Origin of the sequence: Picosynechococcus sp. PCC 7117, from assembly GCF_001693275.1 — a bacterium.
In the GTDB taxonomy this organism is placed as follows: Bacteria; Cyanobacteriota; Cyanobacteriia; order Cyanobacteriales; family MRBY01; genus MRBY01.
Window position 1 is genome coordinate 353,459 of record NZ_CP016477.1, and the last position, 15,509, is coordinate 368,967.

Below are 15,509 nucleotides of genomic sequence, written 5' to 3' on the forward strand. Positions count from 1 at the left end.
AAAAATCGGGGAGTTTTATTTTTACATGCTTGGCCCAGTGGGAATTACACCGTAACGGGGGTGGGAGTAGAGGTTTCTTCCTGTTCTAAAAATTCCGTTAACTGGGTTTCGATGCTGTCTTTGACGATCTGGCGATATTCCAGGAAATGCTCGTTGTGGGCGCAGAGGGTGAGGTAATGCTCAAAAACTGCCGGATTGTGGCGCAAAATACCAAATAAATGGTGCCAGAAGCGCCAGCGGGTATCCCGTTTAATGCCCTGTCGCCAAATGACGATCGCCAATGCCTTGAGATCGACCAGGCTGGGCAACTTGGCCGGGGGATGACATTTGGGCGCGCCCAATTTCAGGAAACAACGATAAATGCGGTCTAGATAAAGGTGGGGATCGTAGAGTTGCCAAAAGGCGTGGACATACTCATTGGCAATGTCTTCGAGGGGACGGGTGGGGATGAAATTCATCAGGGTCGTTTGGTTGATGTTGCCGTCCTTTTTCGCCCGGAGTCGCCCTTCTGCTTCGAGGCGGTGCCAGAGAGCCGTATTCGGTAAGGCCTGGAGCATCGCAAAGGTGGTGGTGGGGATCGCCGTCAGTTCTGCAAATTTGATAATGCGATCGCCTGCCCCTTTCTTCTCCCCATCGAAGCCGATAATAAAACCCGCCATGGGCCGCAATCCCGCTTGAATAATTTTGTCAATGGATTCAGCGAGGGAACTGCGGGTATTTTGAAATTTTTTCGTCAGTTGCAGACTCTCTTCGTCAGGGGTTTCAATACCCAGGAAAACCGCATCAAAGAAACATTCCACCATCAAATCCATCAGTTCTGGATCGTCAGCGAGATCCACCGAAGCTTCAGTATTGAAGCGGAAGGGATATTGATGTTCCCGTTGCCATTCCTTAAGGGCCTTGAGGAGGAGTTTGACATTGCGTTTATTGCCGATGAAATTATCATCCACCATGAAAATACTCCGTCGCCAACCCAATTCGTAGAGGCAATCTAACTCCTTAAGAAGCTGCTCTGGGGTTTTGGTGCGGGGTTTGCGCCCATAGAGGACGATGATGTCACAAAATTCACATTGGAAGGGACAGCCCCGGGAAAATTGCACTGACATCGAATCATACTGATCCAATTCCAGCAGATCATAACGGGGGACGGGGGTGGTGGTGACATCGGGTTTTTCCTCAGCCCGAAAGGTGCCTGAGGTTGCGCCATTATTAACGGCCTCCACAAACATCGGCAGGGTGATTTCCCCTTCATCGAGGATCAAAAAGTCCGCCCCCACATCCTGGACTTCTTCAGGTACCGACGTCGGGTAGGGGCCACCAACGGCCACTAATTTATCTCGTTTTTTGGCTTCTTTGATTTGATCGAGGAGGTCATCCTTTTGGACGATCATCGCCGACATCAAGACCAGATCGGCCCATTCCCATTCCGCTTCGGTGACAGCACGGATATTGCGGTCAACCAGCTTAAATTCCCATTCTTGGGGTAAAATCGCCGCCACAGTAATCAAGCCCAAGGGGGGCAGCAGCACCTTGCGGTTGACCAGTTCAAGGATTTTTTCGTAGGACCAAAAGGTGGGCGGAAAAACCGGATAAATGAGGAGGACACGCATGGTATTTAAAGTTTTATGATGAAAGGGTTTTAAAAAGGCTGATTTTTAGAAGGCGATCGCCGACCATCATCAAAACTGATGTCAGGTAAGCGCACAAGTGCCTTCAGTGTAGCGCTAAAGTTTTGTAACAGTATCCACGGCGAAAATTGGCCCCACCATGGCGATAGAAACCGCATCGGCGAGGACTTCTCCCGTTACAGTAACTTGCAGCCCTGGCTGCTGACAGGTCTGGGGCAAATCCCGCAGTTCATAGTTGACCCCCGCTGCTGTTTCGAGAACCCATACGCCAACACCCAAGGATTGATGGGCAATGCGCCCCGTTAACTCTTGCATTCAGCTTCACCTCACAGTTGTCGATCCGAATTTTTGCCACATCCTCTCAATGCTTAAACACCGACGGTTTCCCGCTCTGCCTCTTGGATAAACGATTCAACCAATTCCACATTTTCCACACTGCCGAGGATTGTCGGGGTGCGCTGGTGGAGATAGGTCGGCACAAAATCCAGGAGCGGCATAGTGCCTGTGCTGGCTTTCCCCCCGGCCTGTTCAATGAGCCAAGCTAAAGGTGCTGTTTCATAGAGGAGGCGCAGTTTGCCCTCTGGCTTTTTCTTTGTGCCCGGATAGAGAAAGACGCCCCCCTGCATCAGGATGCGGTGTAAATCCCCCACGAGGGCACCGCTGTAGCGGGCCGTGTAACCTTCGTGGCGGTGCATATAGCGGATATAATCCCGAATCGAATCTTCCCACTGCCAGAAATTCCCCTCATTGACGCTGTAGATCGAGCCATGGTTGGGCATTGTGATGTTTTCTTCGGCGAGGATAAATTCCCCCAAACTGGGATCGAGAATAAACGAGTGAACCCCTGTGCCAATGGAGTAAACCAACATGGTCGAAGGGCCGTAGAGAATATAACCAGCAGCAATCTGTTTATGGCCATTTTGGAGGAGGTCGGCGGCGTCTCCGTCAAGATCCATGCCTTCCTGTTGGCGAATGGAGAAGATAGACCCCACGTTGAGATTAATATCGACATTGGAGGAGCCATCAATCGGATCGTAGAGCAGCGTATAGCGACCGATGGGGCAGTTTTCAGGAATGTAGTAGGGTTTTTCCATTTCCTCGGAGGCGAGGCGACAAACGAGGCCACTTTGTTTGAAAACGGAAATAAAGACATCGTTGGCATAGAGATCCATCCGTTTGACAGATTCTCCTTGGACATTTTCTTCGCCCGTGAAGCCGAGTACCCCTTCCATCAAGCCAGCGCGACTGAGGCGACGGGCAACGAGCTTTCCGGCGAGGGCAATGCGATTCATGATGGCGCTGATGTCCTGGGCCGCCGTGTCGAAGCTCTGGAGCTGTTGCAAAACATGGCGGGAGAGGGTGGTGCAGTCGCGGTCAAGACTGGGACTTTGGGTAATGTCGTTATTGTGATCTGGCATAGGCTTTTTCCTTTGTGGGTTTGCTCCAATGGTAACGATTGTGTTTGGGGGATGCGCTCTTGCTAAAGGATTACTTAATGGAAAAGCAAGGAAAAAAGGAAAGTATTTGGGCAGAATGGGCGGGATATAGGCAAACCTTGACCTTAAGCTGTCAAAAATCGTCACAATCTCCGGCTGTACGGGAAACGGTTGCTAGGATGGCCAGTAGAGAAAAATTGTGAGCTTGTAATCTGCGTATGTTTCAACGTCGTGCTAGTGGTGTTCTGTTGCATCCTACGTCTTTGCCGGGTCGATTTGGAATCGGCGATCTAGGGCCAGAAGCCTATCGATTTATTGATTTTCTTGCCGATAGTGGACAGCAGGTTTGGCAAGTTCTACCCCTGGGGCCAACGGGGTTTGGGAATTCTCCTTATCTGTGTTATTCGGCCTTTGCGGGCAATCCGATGCTGTTAAATTTGGAATGGCTGGCTTCAGAAGATTTATTAGAAGAAGCTGATTTGGCGGCCTGTCCAAGCTGCCCTAGAGACCGGGTGGACTATGATCAGGCGATCGCCTTTAAGATGCCCCTCCTGAGAAAAGCCTGTAAACGCTTCCAGGCGGTGGCGACCCCAGAGAGAAAACAAGAATTTCAAACCTTTTGCGAAGAGCAGGCCTATTGGCTCAATGATTATGCGCTCTTTATGGCCCTCAAGGAAGCCCACGATGGTAAAAGCTGGTATGACTGGGATGCGGCCCTCGCTTGGCGTGATCCAAAGGCGATCGCCGAGCAGACAGAGATCCTCGCCGATCAAATCTTTTTCCACAAATACGCCCAATCAGAATTTTTCCGCCAGTGGTCAACCCTAAAAAGCTATGCCAATGAAAAGGGCATCCAAATCTTTGGGGATTTGCCGATCTATGTGGCCCACGACAGCGCCGATGTGTGGGGCCATCCGAAAATTTTCCGTCTCGATTACGAAACCGGGGCTGCCAAGTGGATGGCGGGAGTCCCACCGGATTATTTCAGCGAAACGGGCCAACTCTGGGGCAACCCAGTCTACAACTGGCGTAACCTGTCGCGCCGTCACTATTCTTGGTGGATCGAGCGCATTAAAACCATGCTGGAGTATGTCGATATTGTTCGTATCGATCACTTCCGGGGTTTTGAAGCGTTTTGGGCGGTGCCTCAGGGCGAAAAAACGGCGATGAATGGCCGCTGGATCAAAGCTAAGGGTGACGAATTTTTTGCATTACTCAAAGATAAACTCGGTGAATTGCCCATCGTTGCCGAGGATCTAGGGGTAATCACGCCGGATGTGGAGGCCCTGCGGGATAAATATCGCTTGCCAGGTATGAAGATTTTGCACTTTGCCTTCGATAGTGATCGCGCTAATCCGTTTCTACCGTTCAACTACACTAATCGCAATTGCATTGTCTACACGGGCACCCATGACAATGACACCACTGTGGGCTGGTTTGACAAGCGCAGTGACGAAGAAAAGGCACGGGTCACGGATTACCTTGGTTGTCTCTGCGATGAGGGGATTCACTGGGGCTTGATTCGTCTGGCGTTGGGTTCCGTGGCAAATCTGGCCGTTTTCCCCCTCCAGGATCTGCTTGGTTTGGGATCTGAGGCAAAGATGAATACCCCTGGAGTGGCGGCAGGCAACTGGACTTGGCGCTACCAGCCGGAAATGCTGAGTGATGACCTCATTGGCAAATTACGCTACCTCGTCTATCTTTACGGGCGTGAACCGGAGTATCGAGGCGAATAAATGGGGCGATCGCTCAAAAAAGGGACGGGTTGGCGGTTAGGCTGGGATCCTGACCCCACCCGGACTTTCCAGGGCTTGGTTGGAGCCGATGATTGGGCTGTGGAATTAACCGCAGCAGAATTTGAAGATTTTTGTCGCTTGTTGGTGCAGTTAGCCGATACGGTCGAAAGTATTGCCTCGGAATTGATGCCAGAGGAACGGATTGCCATCGAAGCAGAAAGTGATTTGGTCTGGCTAGAGATTGAAGGATTTCCAGCCTGTTATAGCCTGCGTTTGTTAGTCCTCACCCAACGGAACATTGAGGGAAATTGGCAACCGGAAGCTGTGCAGCAGTTGGTGCAATTAAGTCATGTTTTTCATAAAAGTCACGAACTTCCCCTTTAATACTCCCGAAGAAAGGAGTCAGAAGATTATCGGAGGTGGCGATCGCCCTGCAACCTCCTAGAAATTCAAAAAAAATGTAACATTTATGTTATGTTGAGGCTATGTCCTGGAGCGTTGAATACCCTTACCCTGATGTTGAGAAGTTCATCCTTGAACTCCCACCGAGTTTGGCGGCTAAGTATTTTCGTCTCACGGATCTAATGCTAGAGTTTGGTTCCCATCTCGGTATGCCCCATACCCGACCCTATGTCAGATGGCTTATTTGAACTTCGCATTAAAGGTAGAGAAGGGATTGCACGAGTGTTTTACTGCACGCTAGTAGGGAAACGGATCGTTATGCTGCATGGCTTTGTGAAAAAATCTCAGAAAACACCAGCGAAGGAACTCAGAATTGCCAAACGTCGTATGTTGGAGGTCAAGAATAAATGAATCATACTGAACTGAAAAAAAAGGCATTAGCTAATCCTGAAACGCGTATTATGTACGACGACATGGAAGCTGAATTTTCATTGTTGAGACAAATGCTCAAAGCAAGGCAAGAAGCTGGTCTTTCTCAAGCGGAGGTTGCTGCTCGCATGGGAACTAAAGCCCCCGCTATCACACGGTTAGAATCATCTCTTAGTAATGGCAAGCATTCACCTTCTTTGGCAACCCTACGCCGTTATGCTCAGGCTGTAGGTTGTGAGCTTCAGGTAACATTAATTAAGTCTGAAAATATTTAGAACTTTACATAGTTTTTCTAACGAAATTCTAAGCGATCACCCTGAAACCCACTAACCGTCTAAGAATTTTATAATTCCGCTATAATCTGATTAGAAAACAACGGCTTTTTTTATGACTGAACTTCTAGAACAAGCAATTAAACATCTGCAATCTTTGGATACAGAAAAGCAAGATGCGATCGCCACTTTGATTATGGAAGAGCTTGAGGATGAAGCCAAATGGGATACTGCTTTTGCTCAATCCCAAGAACTTCTAGCAGATTTAGCAGCTGAGGCGATCGCTGAATATAAGGCAGGCCAAACTCAAGCACTAAAATTTGAAGAATTGTGAAGTCAAGAACAACAGCTAAATTTCGTAAGGCGCTCGCAAACTTACCTAATGCTGTTCAAAAACAAGCACGTCACGCATATCGTCAATTTCAAGAGGATCCAGCCCATCCCAGTTTGCGGTTTAAACAGGTTCACCCCAAGTTACCAATCTACTCAGCTCGCATCAGTAAAAACTACAGAGCAGTTGGCCAACAAGATGGCGACACAATAATTTGGTTTTGGATTGGTTCCCACGCAGAATATGACAAACTCCTATCACAAATTTAGTTGTCATAATATTTTTTATTCGGACTACCTTATAAATTAATCAGCATGATCATCAAAGAAAAAGATCCCATTGATGCAAACATAGAGCAGTTAAAAACGATCATCAATTTACCTAATTTATCCGAAGCAAAAGTTTTGCAGGCAAAAACAGAGCTAAAGAGACTCACCTCTGGTAATCAAGGAGAAAAGGATTCTGCTTATTTTATTGACTTTTATTATAAAAATTCACCAAACTGGGCGATTATTCACGATCTTAGAATTGAACATAATGGATTAGTTGCTCAAATTGACCATATCTTAATCAATAGATTTCTTGATTTTTATATCTTAGAAACCAAACATTATGTCCGTGGTATCAAAATCACAGAACATGGCGAATTTTTAGTTTCATTCCAGAAAAGCTACAGGGCAATAGAGTCTCCCATTGAGCAAAATAAAAGACACATCAAAGTTTTAAAGAACCTTCTCCAGGGTGAAGAAATACTACCTAAAAGATTAGGAATACCATTACAACCCCATTTTCTTGCTTATGTTTTAGTTTCGCCAAAGTCCCGTGTAATTCGTCCCAAGACAAAAGATTTTAAAACAGATGCTGTCATTAAGTCAGACGAATTTTATAAACAAACACGAGACAATCTCAATAATGAAAGTATATTGACAACTCTTGGTTCAATCACAAAAATAATTTCATCCGAATCATTGCAGCAAATAGCGAAAAACCTAGTCAGTTATCATCGACCTTCTCAGTTTGATTACTATAAAAAATTTTCTATTTCTAGAGAAAGAGACAATCGGCACCCCGTTTCAATAGAACAGACAAAGAAAACAAAATACTATTGCTATTGCTGTAAGCAACCTATTTCCAAAAAAGTCGCAATGTTTTGTTTTAATAATAAAATTCGCTTTGACGGAAAAGCATACTGTTTCGATTGCCAAAAGCAATTCCCCTTAAATTCGCCTCAACAAAAGGGTTAGGGTAACTCCCCAACAGAGGCCCAGTAAATGGCTGTAAAAACTAACATTCGGGGAACTCAGATCCACCGCAAACTGGATCACAATAATTAAGCAAATCAAGCGAAATTGTCTGCCTGCAGCTTCGAGGTGAAACCGTCGCCATCCCTGCCACAACACCACGGCGATCGCCCCGATCATGCCCATAATCGAGCCAGAAGCCCCGACCCACACCTGGTAGCCATAGCGAATTTCTGTAGTGAGATAGGCCAACCACGCCGGAAATGCCTCGTAGTCAAAGCCCTGGGCCAACAGCACCAACCCAAACAGCGTTACCGTCGCCCCGAAACCACTGCCTAAATAAACAAGGAGATAACGCGATCGCCCCAGATGTTTTTCGGCAAAGGGGCCTAGCAACGCCAAGGTTGCCATATTCATTAAGAGATGGGCCAGCCCCACATGGATAAAATTCGCCGTAAACAAGCGCCACCATTCCCCCCGCAACACTTGGTTGGGAATGAAACCACCACCCTGGAGAACCGCTTCTGGATTTTCGGGACTGCTAACGGCGATCGCCCCCAGGAATACCAGACAGTTGACGGCAACTAAAACAGAATTCACCGAAAGTTGCTTTTGCCCCGCAGGTAGTTGGCCCACGAGGGATTGATAAAGCTGCTCTTGGGTTTCCTGCCGTACTAGGCGACTAAGGCGGGCCAGATCAGGATAAACGTCTACGAGGAGGAGCGATTGGGCTGGTCGGGGAGGATGTTGGCGGCGCATCTGGACGGCATTGCGGAAACGTTTATTTGAGTCCTCCTGGAGAGTCTGTAAAATGGCATTTCCTTGGGAGACACTTCCGGCCCCATAGTGGGCGATCGCCAGCCAAAAACCCTTGATCTCTTTGGCATAATCCCGGAGAGGGCCTGTTAATAGCCGTTGCACCGTCTTGATTTCGCCACAAAAAGCCGCCGTAAATAGTAATACCAGATGCCACTGACGGCGATCGCTCCCCCGCAATAGTTGCGCTTTGGTTTCTGGTTTCAGCACCAGTTGTAAGAGTTCCGACAGTTGACCCGTTTCCCCCAGGGCGCGGCAATAGTAAACCAAAAGCAAAGGTTCTTGGGGGGTTTGCGCCATTCCCCGGAGCCAAGCCAGCAACCCCATCCAATCAAACCGCATCGCATAATCCATGGCGATCGCCTGACGGGCTAAAAAACTGGGGTGATCCTGGTATTTCTCTAAAAGATTTAAGCCTGGGGTGAGTTGGCCCCGTTGACTCAAAATTAAAGCGCGAATGATCTGCGGCTGTTCCCACCAACCATCAAAGGGATGGAGATATCGCAAATACAAAGCCCATTGGTAGGCCCGTTGAAAATCTTGCCGGGACAAAAGACCTTGGATCTGCCGCAAGCCCAAAGATGGCACGAGGATCAACAGAAACCAAGCGATACCGCCCCACCAAGCAGCCCAAGCCATCGAAATCAGGTTCATTCCCCAGGTGAGGACGAGGACAAACCCCGCCACCCAGAACCATCCCAGAGGACGGGGTCGTGGCGATCGCCAAATACGGAGCATCAAAACCCCGCAGGAAAAAGAAACAGCGTAAAACCAAATTAGGGGCCACAAAGCAGATGCCATTACGAAAGCCATTGGGGGGAAAAAACATTAATTGCTATCTTAAGTTGGGAACAAATCTTTTTCTTTCCCTTGAGAAATTACCCATGAAAAAACGGCTCCTGTCTGCCCTCTGTCTGCTTTCCCTCAGTGTCTTTGGCTGTACCGCCCCATCGACTACGGATGTTAGTCCCGTTGAAAATGAGACGCCAACAACGGCAGTGCAACCCTTGGTCACGGGGGCGATTCCCGACCAGGATCCTGAAAAATTGCAGCGACTCTATGGCCTGCTGGCGGATTATCTCAGTGCTGAACTGGGAGTTCCTGTGGAATATAAACCCGTCACCGATTACCTCGCTGCAGTCACAGCCTTTAAGGTGGGAGATTTAGATTTAGTCTGGTTTGGTGGATTAACGGGTGTCCAAGCGAGATTGCAAGTCCCTGGGGCTGAGGCGATCGCCCAACGGGATATTGACGCTGAATTCCACTCGGTACTGATTGCCAATGTGAATAGCGGCCTGGGGGAATTAGCCAGTGACGCCGATTTAACCCAAGTCAAAGGCAAAACCCTCACCTTTGGTAGTGAATCCTCTACCTCTGGCCGCTTGATGCCCCAATACTACCTAGAACAGGCCGGAGTCTCTCTTGAAGATTTCCAAGGGGAAGTGGGTTTTTCGGCCTCCCACGATGCCACCATTCAACTGGTCGAAGCGGGCACCTATGACCTGGGGATGCTCAATGAACAGGTGTGGAACAGTCGCGTCGAAGCTGGGGAAGTAGATACCAATAGAGTGAACGTGATTTGGCGATCGCCCGCCTACTACGACTATCACTGGGTCATTTCCCCCGACGTGGACGAGCGCTATGGGGAAGGCTTCCGGGATAAAGTTCAACAGGCTTTGCTCCAACTCGATCCCAACAATCCTGACCACAAAGAAATTCTTGATTTGTTTGGGGCGACCCAGTTTATTCAGACCAGCAACGAAAACTATGCTGAAATCGAAGCTGTGGGCCGCCAGATTGGCAAAATCCAATAAACGAAGGTTTTCTTGAAGGCTAAGAAGTCTCTTGATCTGCCTCCTAAAATCTCCCCCAGACTGGGGGCCGGGGGGCTTTATCAATCAGCTCTAAGCGGCGGCCTTTTTCATTTCGATCAATTCGATCTTGTAGCCATTGGGATCTTCGACAAAGGCAATCACCGTGGTGCCGTGCTTCATGGGGCCGGGTTCCCGGGAAATTTTACCGCCCAGCTCGCGGATTTTTTCGCAGGTGCCATAGATATCATCCACACCCAGAGCAATGTGACCAAAACCATTGCCGAGGTCATAGCGATCGGTGTCCCAGTTGTAGGTTAGTTCGATCACGGTATTGTCTTTCTCGTCGCCATAACCGACAAAGGCTAGGGTGAATTTGCCGTCGGGGTAATCCTTTTGGCGCAGGAGTTTCATCCCCAGAACATCACAATAAAATTTGAGGGATTCTTCTAAATTGCCAACCCGAATCATGGTGTGAAGCATTTTCATAGGGGCTGTTTTTCTCCGTTGGTAACAAACTATTTCTAGTGTCTATTCTAAATTGAGTTTCCCTTGGAGCCAGTCTTGGGCAGTGCGGACGAGGGTACCGTCTTCTTCAAGGGCCACGATACTCACATCGAGGGGCAGGGCTAGGGGACTATCGTAAGGTAAAACAAAACCCAAATTTTCGGTATTTAGGTTAAAGTCAGCAACCCGCAAGGGTAAGTCAGGATTCTGACTGAGGTAATACTCCAGGGTTGGCCGATCAAAAATTACACCGTCTGCTTTATCGGCTTCCATTAAGGCGATCGCCTCTTCTAAGCTAGGGCGTTGCACAACTTTGGCACGATATTCGGCAGCAAAAGCTTCCCCTGTGTGCCTTGGACAACGGCCATGCGGGTGCCGCGTAAATCTCCAGGGTCACGGATTGCATCCTCTGGCAATTTAGCGAGGGCAAGGGTAAAAGCCGAGGCCAATCCCCCGATTAAAGAAGAAACCGCAATCAAAGAGATCAACATCCAAACTCCGGCGATAAACCGTCCCCAAGGGGTTTTGGGCGAGCGATCGCCATAGCCCACCGTCGTCAGAGTCACCAGGGCAAACCACATCCCATTGCCCACGCCGCGCAGATACTGGTTGGGGAACTCTTCTGGATTATGGCGTCTCTCCACGAGCCACATGCCGTTACCCACTAGAAATAAACACACTAGCAAAACCCCCACCGATGAGAGGGCTGTGCGCGTGAAAAAAGGCCGCACCCGTTCCCAAATGGGGGGCGACTCTTCGGGCAGCAAAACCCCTAATCCAGAAATGAAAAAAGGCTGGGTGAAATCAACTGCTTCTAAACGCTCGGCGGTAATACTAAACGGCCCCACCAGGAGGTCTAATTCCCCGGTGGCCACGGCATCCAGGGCCGCTTGTGTTTCCGTTTGCAGAATCAACTCATATTCCCAGCCATTCACAAAGGCGATAGTTTCCCAGATATCCGGCACAATCCCTTGAAAGTCACCGTTGACCGACTCCACTAAAAAAGGAGGGGTGCCGCCAATGCCAACCTGGAGAATTTCTGCCGCTTCATCGTCTGGCAAATTATCAGGACTTTGGGCCAATCCGACTTGGATCTGTGCTTCGGCCAAGATGGATAAGCCAATTAAGCCAAGAATTTGTAGGCCCTTCTGCCTAAGTTCCCTGATCGAAAAAAAATCACCTACTTTTTTTACATTAACCATTCCTAAGATTATTCAAATAACGACAGTGCCATTGTAGTCACTAGCAATATTCTATTGGTGAGCTGATTTTTAGACACAAGTGAAGCACTTCGTAAAATCAATCTCTGTTTAAAACCTGATTTTCTCGCCTGTAGATTGACGACAGCAGTTGCATATTCTGTAACGATGGCCTTTACTTCCCCTGGCTTGTTTACAATAAAGCTAATGTTTCTTCCCACACATCATTAAATGCTCAAGCTGGTTGTTGAGATCACCAAAACTTGAGTACTGCCAAGGCTTACAGATTTATTTTCTGGAGCCTTTTTTATATTTAAAAATGATTGAACGCCATCTCTGAGGCAACGACATGCTGCATTTCTAAGGTGATATGCACTGATTTTCAGCAATGGGAAATGCTAGAAATCAAAAAATAAGTACTGACATCATTGTTTAATTTTCTTTGAAAGCAATTTCAAAAAACAACACAGTCAGTAAAATCAGTTTATTTTGGGTTAGCTGCCGATGAATCATCCAACTTACAAGAGATTTAGAATCTTTTTGGGGACAGAACATCAGCATTTAATTCACTGAAAATCCCCGCTTCGTGGTTTGGGACGGGGCTACTTCTACGGAAAAGTTGACTTGATCCTGGCGATCGCCTTGACGAATTTCTAAGGTCTGGGGGCCAGGGGTCAGTCGTAACTTCGGGTTCTGGGGATCATCCGGTTGCCAGGGATTGCCATTGAGCCGCCATTGCACAGGCTCTTGGTTCGTGGTTTGAAATTGGACTACCAGTTGGCCGGGATTGTTGGGGTCGCTCAGGAGGCGATCGCCATCTTGGGGAAACAGAATTTTTAAGCCGCTTTGGGGCATCGCCAAGGTCGTTTGGGTCGCCAGCCAGCGGTCATATTCCGGGGGCAACACGAGACGAATCTCGCCGTTAATTTCCTGGTAAAAGTCATCTAAATCCATTTCGTACTCGGCTAGATCTTCTGGGAAAAAATATTCCTGGACGATGACTGGACAAAGGCCCGTGGATTTTTTGCCAGACAGGGCACAAATAGGACGTTTGACCATGGCCGCTGGCTCAGAAAATGCTGAGGGCTCACGTTGTTGGTGCAAGTGCAACATAATTTCGCGCCAGAGCGGTGCAGCCCCTGCCACCCCTGAAACTTGCTGCATGGGTGTGCCATCGAAGTTACCGATCCAGGTAGCGACAGTGTATTTTTCGCTAAACCCCACCGCCCAGGTATCACGATAATTTGAGGATGTTCCCGTTTTGACCGCCGCTGGAAATGGTAAATTTAACGCCGAATCGACCCCAAAGGCGATCGCCCTGGCCTGTTTATCACTCAGCATTTGGGTAATCAGTTGCCAAGTTGAGGAGTCACTGAGAAATGTTGTGGCTGATTCCGGATGAGCAAAATGACTCACCAAATCACTTTTTTTCCCGCCATTAGCCAAGGTGCGATAGGCATTGGCCAACTCCATCAGGGTTACTTCACCGCTCCCCAGGGTGAGACCCAAGCCATAGTAGTCGGGGGCTTCGGTTAAATGCTGAAAACCCAATTGGTGCAAACGTTGTAAAAATGCCTCAACGCCCACTTTTTCTAAAACCCGCACCGCCGGAATATTGAGGGAATTTCCCAAAGCGAGACGCACCCGCACCGGGCCTAAAAATTTTTCATCGTAGTCCGTGGGTTCATAGAGTTTGGCGTCGGGAATGGCATAGTAGGTGGGAATATCCGCCAAAATCGTATTGGGGCGAATGATGCGGTTTTCTAGGGCCAATTGATAAAGAAAAGGCTTGAGGGTGGAGCCTGGTTGCCGAAGGGATTGTATCCCATCGGTTTCGCCTTGGGGCGTAAAGTAATCCGTAGATCCCACATAGGCCAAGATTTCGCCGGTTTGGTTATCAATGGCGATCGCCGCTCCTTGGTGAACATGATTTTGGTTTAAATTTAAAACGCTCTGGCGCACCTGTGCCGCAACAAAATCCTGGAGATTTTTATCGAGGGTAGTGCGAATCACGGGGTTTTGGCTGGTGTCCAATTGGTCTGTTAACAAAAAAACAAAATGGGGCGCACTGAGAATGCCCTGGTGACGCGGTTGCAGGGTAACGGCTTCCTGAAAAACCCGATCCGCCTGTTCTGGAGAAAGTTCTCCCTCGGCGACGAGGCGCTCCAACACATACCGTTGCCGTTGTTTGAGATTGTCCCAATAGTGGTAGGGGTTGAGATAGGTGGGACTGTTGGGAATGGCCGCAAGGAGGGTCGCCTGGGCCAAATTAAGATCTGCTGCCGCCACACCAAAATAAATCTGAGCTGCCGCCTCAACGCCATAGATATTGCCCCCCATGGGTAAACGGTTAATGTAAGCGGTGAGAATTTCTTGGCGATTCATGCCCGCCCCTAAACGCCAGGCGACCCAAATTTCCTGGAGTTTCGCGTGCAAAGTCCGGGGGCGATCGCCTAACATCCGGGCAAGCTGCATCGTAATCGTCGAAGCCCCGCTGACAATTTTTTGATGTTTGATGGCTTGGTAAGTGGCCCTGGCGATCGCCTGGAGATCCAGGGGGCCATGGTGGTAAAAATCACCATCCTCCGCCGCGATAATTGCCTGCTGAAAATAGGGCGAAACTTCATCGAGGCTGACAACAGAGGTATTTTCTTGGTCAGCGCTGAGGACTGTCCCCAAAAACAAACCATTGCGGTCATAAAAGCGAAAGGCTTGGTCGGTTTGGGCAATATCCGCTGCTTGCAAGGGCATCAGGAAGGGCGTTAAACGCACCACCAAGGCGATCGCCCCCAGGACAGCGATCATTTTTAGAGGGAGGGGCGATCGTCGCCAAATTTTTAGGAGCCAGTCACGCAGCAACACAAGCAGCTTGGGCCTCATCTCTTTTCGTAGTTGTAGCCCTTTTCTGGGGCGATCGCCCAAAGGCTTAATATTTTATATTTTGCAGTTTTACCGAATAAAGCGAATCTTTAAGACTCATCACCAAAGCGATATTACCCATGGGATTGTTCACTAAAATTGGAATGTTTCAAAGGAGCGACACCATGGGTCAGCGTCACATTCGGCACGGTTTGTTATTTCTTGGGGCGATGCTTTGCGTTTTTCTGCCATCAGTGGCGATCGCCCACGTTGGCGGCCACGAAACCGCTGGCTTTTGGCATGGCTTTCAACATCCCCTTGGGGGCCTCGATCACCTCGTTGCCATGTTAGCGGTGGGGATTTGGGCCGTTCAAGTCGAAGAAAAGCAAGGGCGTTTTTTACTCCCCCTGAGTTTTCTGGGACTGATGTTGGTGGGCGGTTTGCTCGGCATGGTCGGCATGACCGTACCAGGGATCGAGGTTGGCATTATCTTTTCCGATCTACTGTTAGGTTGTTTTGTTTTCTTTGGCACCCGTCTGCCGTTGCTGTGGAGTAGTCTCATTATTGGGGCACTGGCCGTTTTTCATGGCTATGCCCACGGCGCTGAAATGCCTGCCAATGCCCAAGGTCTTCAATATGCCCTCGGTTTCCTGGCGGGGACTGCGAGCTTACACCTCATCGGCATGGGAACGGCTTTTCTGGCCTTGCGTCGTCAACAGATTCAATTTTTCCGCATTGCTGGGGTGATGATGGTGGTCGCTGGTGTGGCGGTCTTGGCCCAAAGCATTTAAGCAGCGATACTGACAGGTTTGATCAAAGAACTCTCCGGGTTTCAGTGGAGA

Annotated in this window: 18 protein-coding genes; 10 read left to right on the forward strand and 8 right to left on the reverse strand. The window is 48.8% G+C overall.

Annotation, left to right across the window (positions count from 1 at the left end):
• Positions 1–44 precede the first annotated feature (44 nt).
• The 3 genes from AWQ22_RS01700 to fbp form a co-directional block, all read right to left on the reverse strand.
• Positions 45–1,610: a B12-binding domain-containing radical SAM protein gene (locus tag AWQ22_RS01700; protein ID WP_012305961.1), complete on the reverse strand. Its 1,566-nt coding sequence runs from the start codon at positions 1,608–1,610 to the stop codon at positions 45–47.
• A gap of 114 nt (positions 1,611–1,724) precedes the next feature.
• Positions 1,725–1,943: a hypothetical protein gene (locus AWQ22_RS01705; protein WP_065709979.1), complete on the reverse strand. Its 219-nt coding sequence runs from the start codon at positions 1,941–1,943 to the stop codon at positions 1,725–1,727.
• A gap of 53 nt (positions 1,944–1,996) precedes the next feature.
• On the reverse strand, positions 1,997–3,046 hold the full coding sequence (gene fbp / locus AWQ22_RS01710) for a class 1 fructose-bisphosphatase (RefSeq protein WP_012305963.1): 1,050 nt from the start codon (positions 3,044–3,046) through the stop codon (positions 1,997–1,999).
• 236 nt (positions 3,047–3,282) lie between these two features.
• Between fbp and malQ the strand changes: the two genes are divergently transcribed.
• The 8 genes from malQ to AWQ22_RS01740 all read left to right on the forward strand — a co-directional run bounded on the left by malQ (position 3,283) and on the right by AWQ22_RS01740 (position 7,478).
• The gene (malQ, locus tag AWQ22_RS01715) at positions 3,283–4,800 is read left to right on the forward strand and encodes a 4-alpha-glucanotransferase (protein WP_065709980.1); all 1,518 of its coding nucleotides are present in this window, start codon (positions 3,283–3,285) and stop codon (positions 4,798–4,800) included.
• Complete coding sequence (locus AWQ22_RS01720) at positions 4,801–5,184, forward strand: DUF1818 family protein (RefSeq protein WP_065709981.1); 384 nt, start codon at positions 4,801–4,803, stop codon at positions 5,182–5,184. It begins immediately after the preceding gene.
• Between the two features lie 101 nt (positions 5,185–5,285).
• On the forward strand, positions 5,286–5,450 hold the full coding sequence (locus AWQ22_RS16675; RefSeq protein ID WP_157094565.1) for a hypothetical protein: 165 nt from the start codon (positions 5,286–5,288) through the stop codon (positions 5,448–5,450).
• On the forward strand, positions 5,431–5,613 hold the full coding sequence (locus AWQ22_RS17330) for a type II toxin-antitoxin system RelE/ParE family toxin (protein ID WP_065709982.1): 183 nt from the start codon (positions 5,431–5,433) through the stop codon (positions 5,611–5,613). The genes AWQ22_RS16675 and AWQ22_RS17330 overlap by 20 nt, the downstream gene beginning before the upstream one ends.
• Complete coding sequence (locus tag AWQ22_RS01730; RefSeq protein WP_065709983.1) at positions 5,610–5,906, forward strand: helix-turn-helix domain-containing protein; 297 nt, start codon at positions 5,610–5,612, stop codon at positions 5,904–5,906. Before AWQ22_RS17330 ends, AWQ22_RS01730 begins: the two co-directional genes overlap by 4 nt.
• Positions 5,907–6,018: 112 nt before the next feature.
• Entirely contained in the window at positions 6,019–6,237 is a 219-nt protein-coding gene (locus tag AWQ22_RS01735) for a hypothetical protein (RefSeq protein WP_030006109.1), read from the forward strand.
• Positions 6,234–6,503, forward strand: coding sequence for a hypothetical protein (locus AWQ22_RS17335; RefSeq protein WP_030006110.1), 270 nt, complete (start codon positions 6,234–6,236; stop codon positions 6,501–6,503). Before AWQ22_RS01735 ends, AWQ22_RS17335 begins: the two co-directional genes overlap by 4 nt.
• Positions 6,504–6,548: 45 nt before the next feature.
• Positions 6,549–7,478, forward strand: coding sequence for a nuclease-related domain-containing protein (locus AWQ22_RS01740; RefSeq protein ID WP_065709984.1), 930 nt, complete (start codon positions 6,549–6,551; stop codon positions 7,476–7,478).
• On the opposite strand, the gene AWQ22_RS01745 is transcribed toward AWQ22_RS01740, so the two are convergent.
• Entirely contained in the window at positions 7,452–9,092 is a 1,641-nt protein-coding gene (locus AWQ22_RS01745) for a rhomboid family intramembrane serine protease (protein WP_065709985.1), read from the reverse strand. The two genes, AWQ22_RS01740 and AWQ22_RS01745, sit on opposite strands and share 27 nt — an antisense overlap.
• A gap of 83 nt (positions 9,093–9,175) precedes the next feature.
• Between AWQ22_RS01745 and AWQ22_RS01750 the strand changes: the two genes are divergently transcribed.
• The gene (locus AWQ22_RS01750; protein ID WP_065709986.1) at positions 9,176–10,105 is read left to right on the forward strand and encodes a putative selenate ABC transporter substrate-binding protein; all 930 of its coding nucleotides are present in this window, start codon (positions 9,176–9,178) and stop codon (positions 10,103–10,105) included.
• A 90-nt stretch (positions 10,106–10,195) separates the two neighbouring features.
• Here AWQ22_RS01750 and gloA read toward each other — a convergent pair whose 3' ends face one another.
• The 4 genes from gloA to pbpC form a co-directional block, all read right to left on the reverse strand.
• Positions 10,196–10,591: a lactoylglutathione lyase gene (gene gloA / locus AWQ22_RS01755; protein WP_065709987.1), complete on the reverse strand. Its 396-nt coding sequence runs from the start codon at positions 10,589–10,591 to the stop codon at positions 10,196–10,198.
• A 42-nt stretch (positions 10,592–10,633) separates the two neighbouring features.
• Positions 10,634–10,918, reverse strand: a complete 285-nt coding sequence (locus tag AWQ22_RS17045; protein ID WP_232321443.1) for a transporter substrate-binding domain-containing protein — start codon at positions 10,916–10,918, stop codon at positions 10,634–10,636.
• Positions 10,900–11,718, reverse strand: coding sequence for a transporter substrate-binding domain-containing protein (locus tag AWQ22_RS01760; RefSeq protein ID WP_232321445.1), 819 nt, complete (start codon positions 11,716–11,718; stop codon positions 10,900–10,902). Before AWQ22_RS01760 ends, AWQ22_RS17045 begins: the two co-directional genes overlap by 19 nt.
• A 651-nt stretch (positions 11,719–12,369) precedes the next feature.
• On the reverse strand, positions 12,370–14,688 hold the full coding sequence (gene pbpC / locus AWQ22_RS01765; RefSeq protein WP_084449027.1) for a penicillin-binding protein 1C: 2,319 nt from the start codon (positions 14,686–14,688) through the stop codon (positions 12,370–12,372).
• A gap of 164 nt (positions 14,689–14,852) precedes the next feature.
• Between pbpC and AWQ22_RS01770 the strand changes: the two genes are divergently transcribed.
• On the forward strand, positions 14,853–15,458 hold the full coding sequence (locus AWQ22_RS01770) for a HupE/UreJ family protein (protein ID WP_030006116.1): 606 nt from the start codon (positions 14,853–14,855) through the stop codon (positions 15,456–15,458).
• The last annotated feature ends 51 nt before the right edge of the window (positions 15,459–15,509 follow it).

Bases quoted from the DNA above. Each gene is read 5' to 3' on its own strand.
- AWQ22_RS01700 (WP_012305961.1), bottom strand. From the start codon at position 1,610: ATGCGTGTCCTCCTCATTTATCCGGTTTTTCCGCCCACCTTTTGGTCC.
- AWQ22_RS01705 (WP_065709979.1), bottom strand. From the start codon at position 1,943: ATGCAAGAGTTAACGGGGCGCATTGCCCATCAATCCTTGGGTGTTGGC.
- fbp (WP_012305963.1), bottom strand. From the start codon at position 3,046: ATGCCAGATCACAATAACGACATTACCCAAAGTCCCAGTCTTGACCGC.
- malQ (WP_065709980.1), top strand. From the start codon at position 3,283: ATGTTTCAACGTCGTGCTAGTGGTGTTCTGTTGCATCCTACGTCTTTG.
- AWQ22_RS01720 (WP_065709981.1), top strand. From the start codon at position 4,801: ATGGGGCGATCGCTCAAAAAAGGGACGGGTTGGCGGTTAGGCTGGGAT.
- AWQ22_RS16675 (WP_157094565.1), top strand. From the start codon at position 5,286: ATGTCCTGGAGCGTTGAATACCCTTACCCTGATGTTGAGAAGTTCATC.
- AWQ22_RS17330 (WP_065709982.1), top strand. From the start codon at position 5,431: ATGTCAGATGGCTTATTTGAACTTCGCATTAAAGGTAGAGAAGGGATT.
- AWQ22_RS01730 (WP_065709983.1), top strand. From the start codon at position 5,610: ATGAATCATACTGAACTGAAAAAAAAGGCATTAGCTAATCCTGAAACG.
- AWQ22_RS01735 (WP_030006109.1), top strand. From the start codon at position 6,019: ATGACTGAACTTCTAGAACAAGCAATTAAACATCTGCAATCTTTGGAT.
- AWQ22_RS01740 (WP_065709984.1), top strand. From the start codon at position 6,549: ATGATCATCAAAGAAAAAGATCCCATTGATGCAAACATAGAGCAGTTA.
- AWQ22_RS01745 (WP_065709985.1), bottom strand. From the start codon at position 9,092: ATGGCATCTGCTTTGTGGCCCCTAATTTGGTTTTACGCTGTTTCTTTT.
- AWQ22_RS01750 (WP_065709986.1), top strand. From the start codon at position 9,176: ATGAAAAAACGGCTCCTGTCTGCCCTCTGTCTGCTTTCCCTCAGTGTC.
- gloA (WP_065709987.1), bottom strand. From the start codon at position 10,591: ATGAAAATGCTTCACACCATGATTCGGGTTGGCAATTTAGAAGAATCC.
- pbpC (WP_084449027.1), bottom strand. From the start codon at position 14,688: ATGAGGCCCAAGCTGCTTGTGTTGCTGCGTGACTGGCTCCTAAAAATT.
- AWQ22_RS01770 (WP_030006116.1), top strand. From the start codon at position 14,853: ATGGGTCAGCGTCACATTCGGCACGGTTTGTTATTTCTTGGGGCGATG.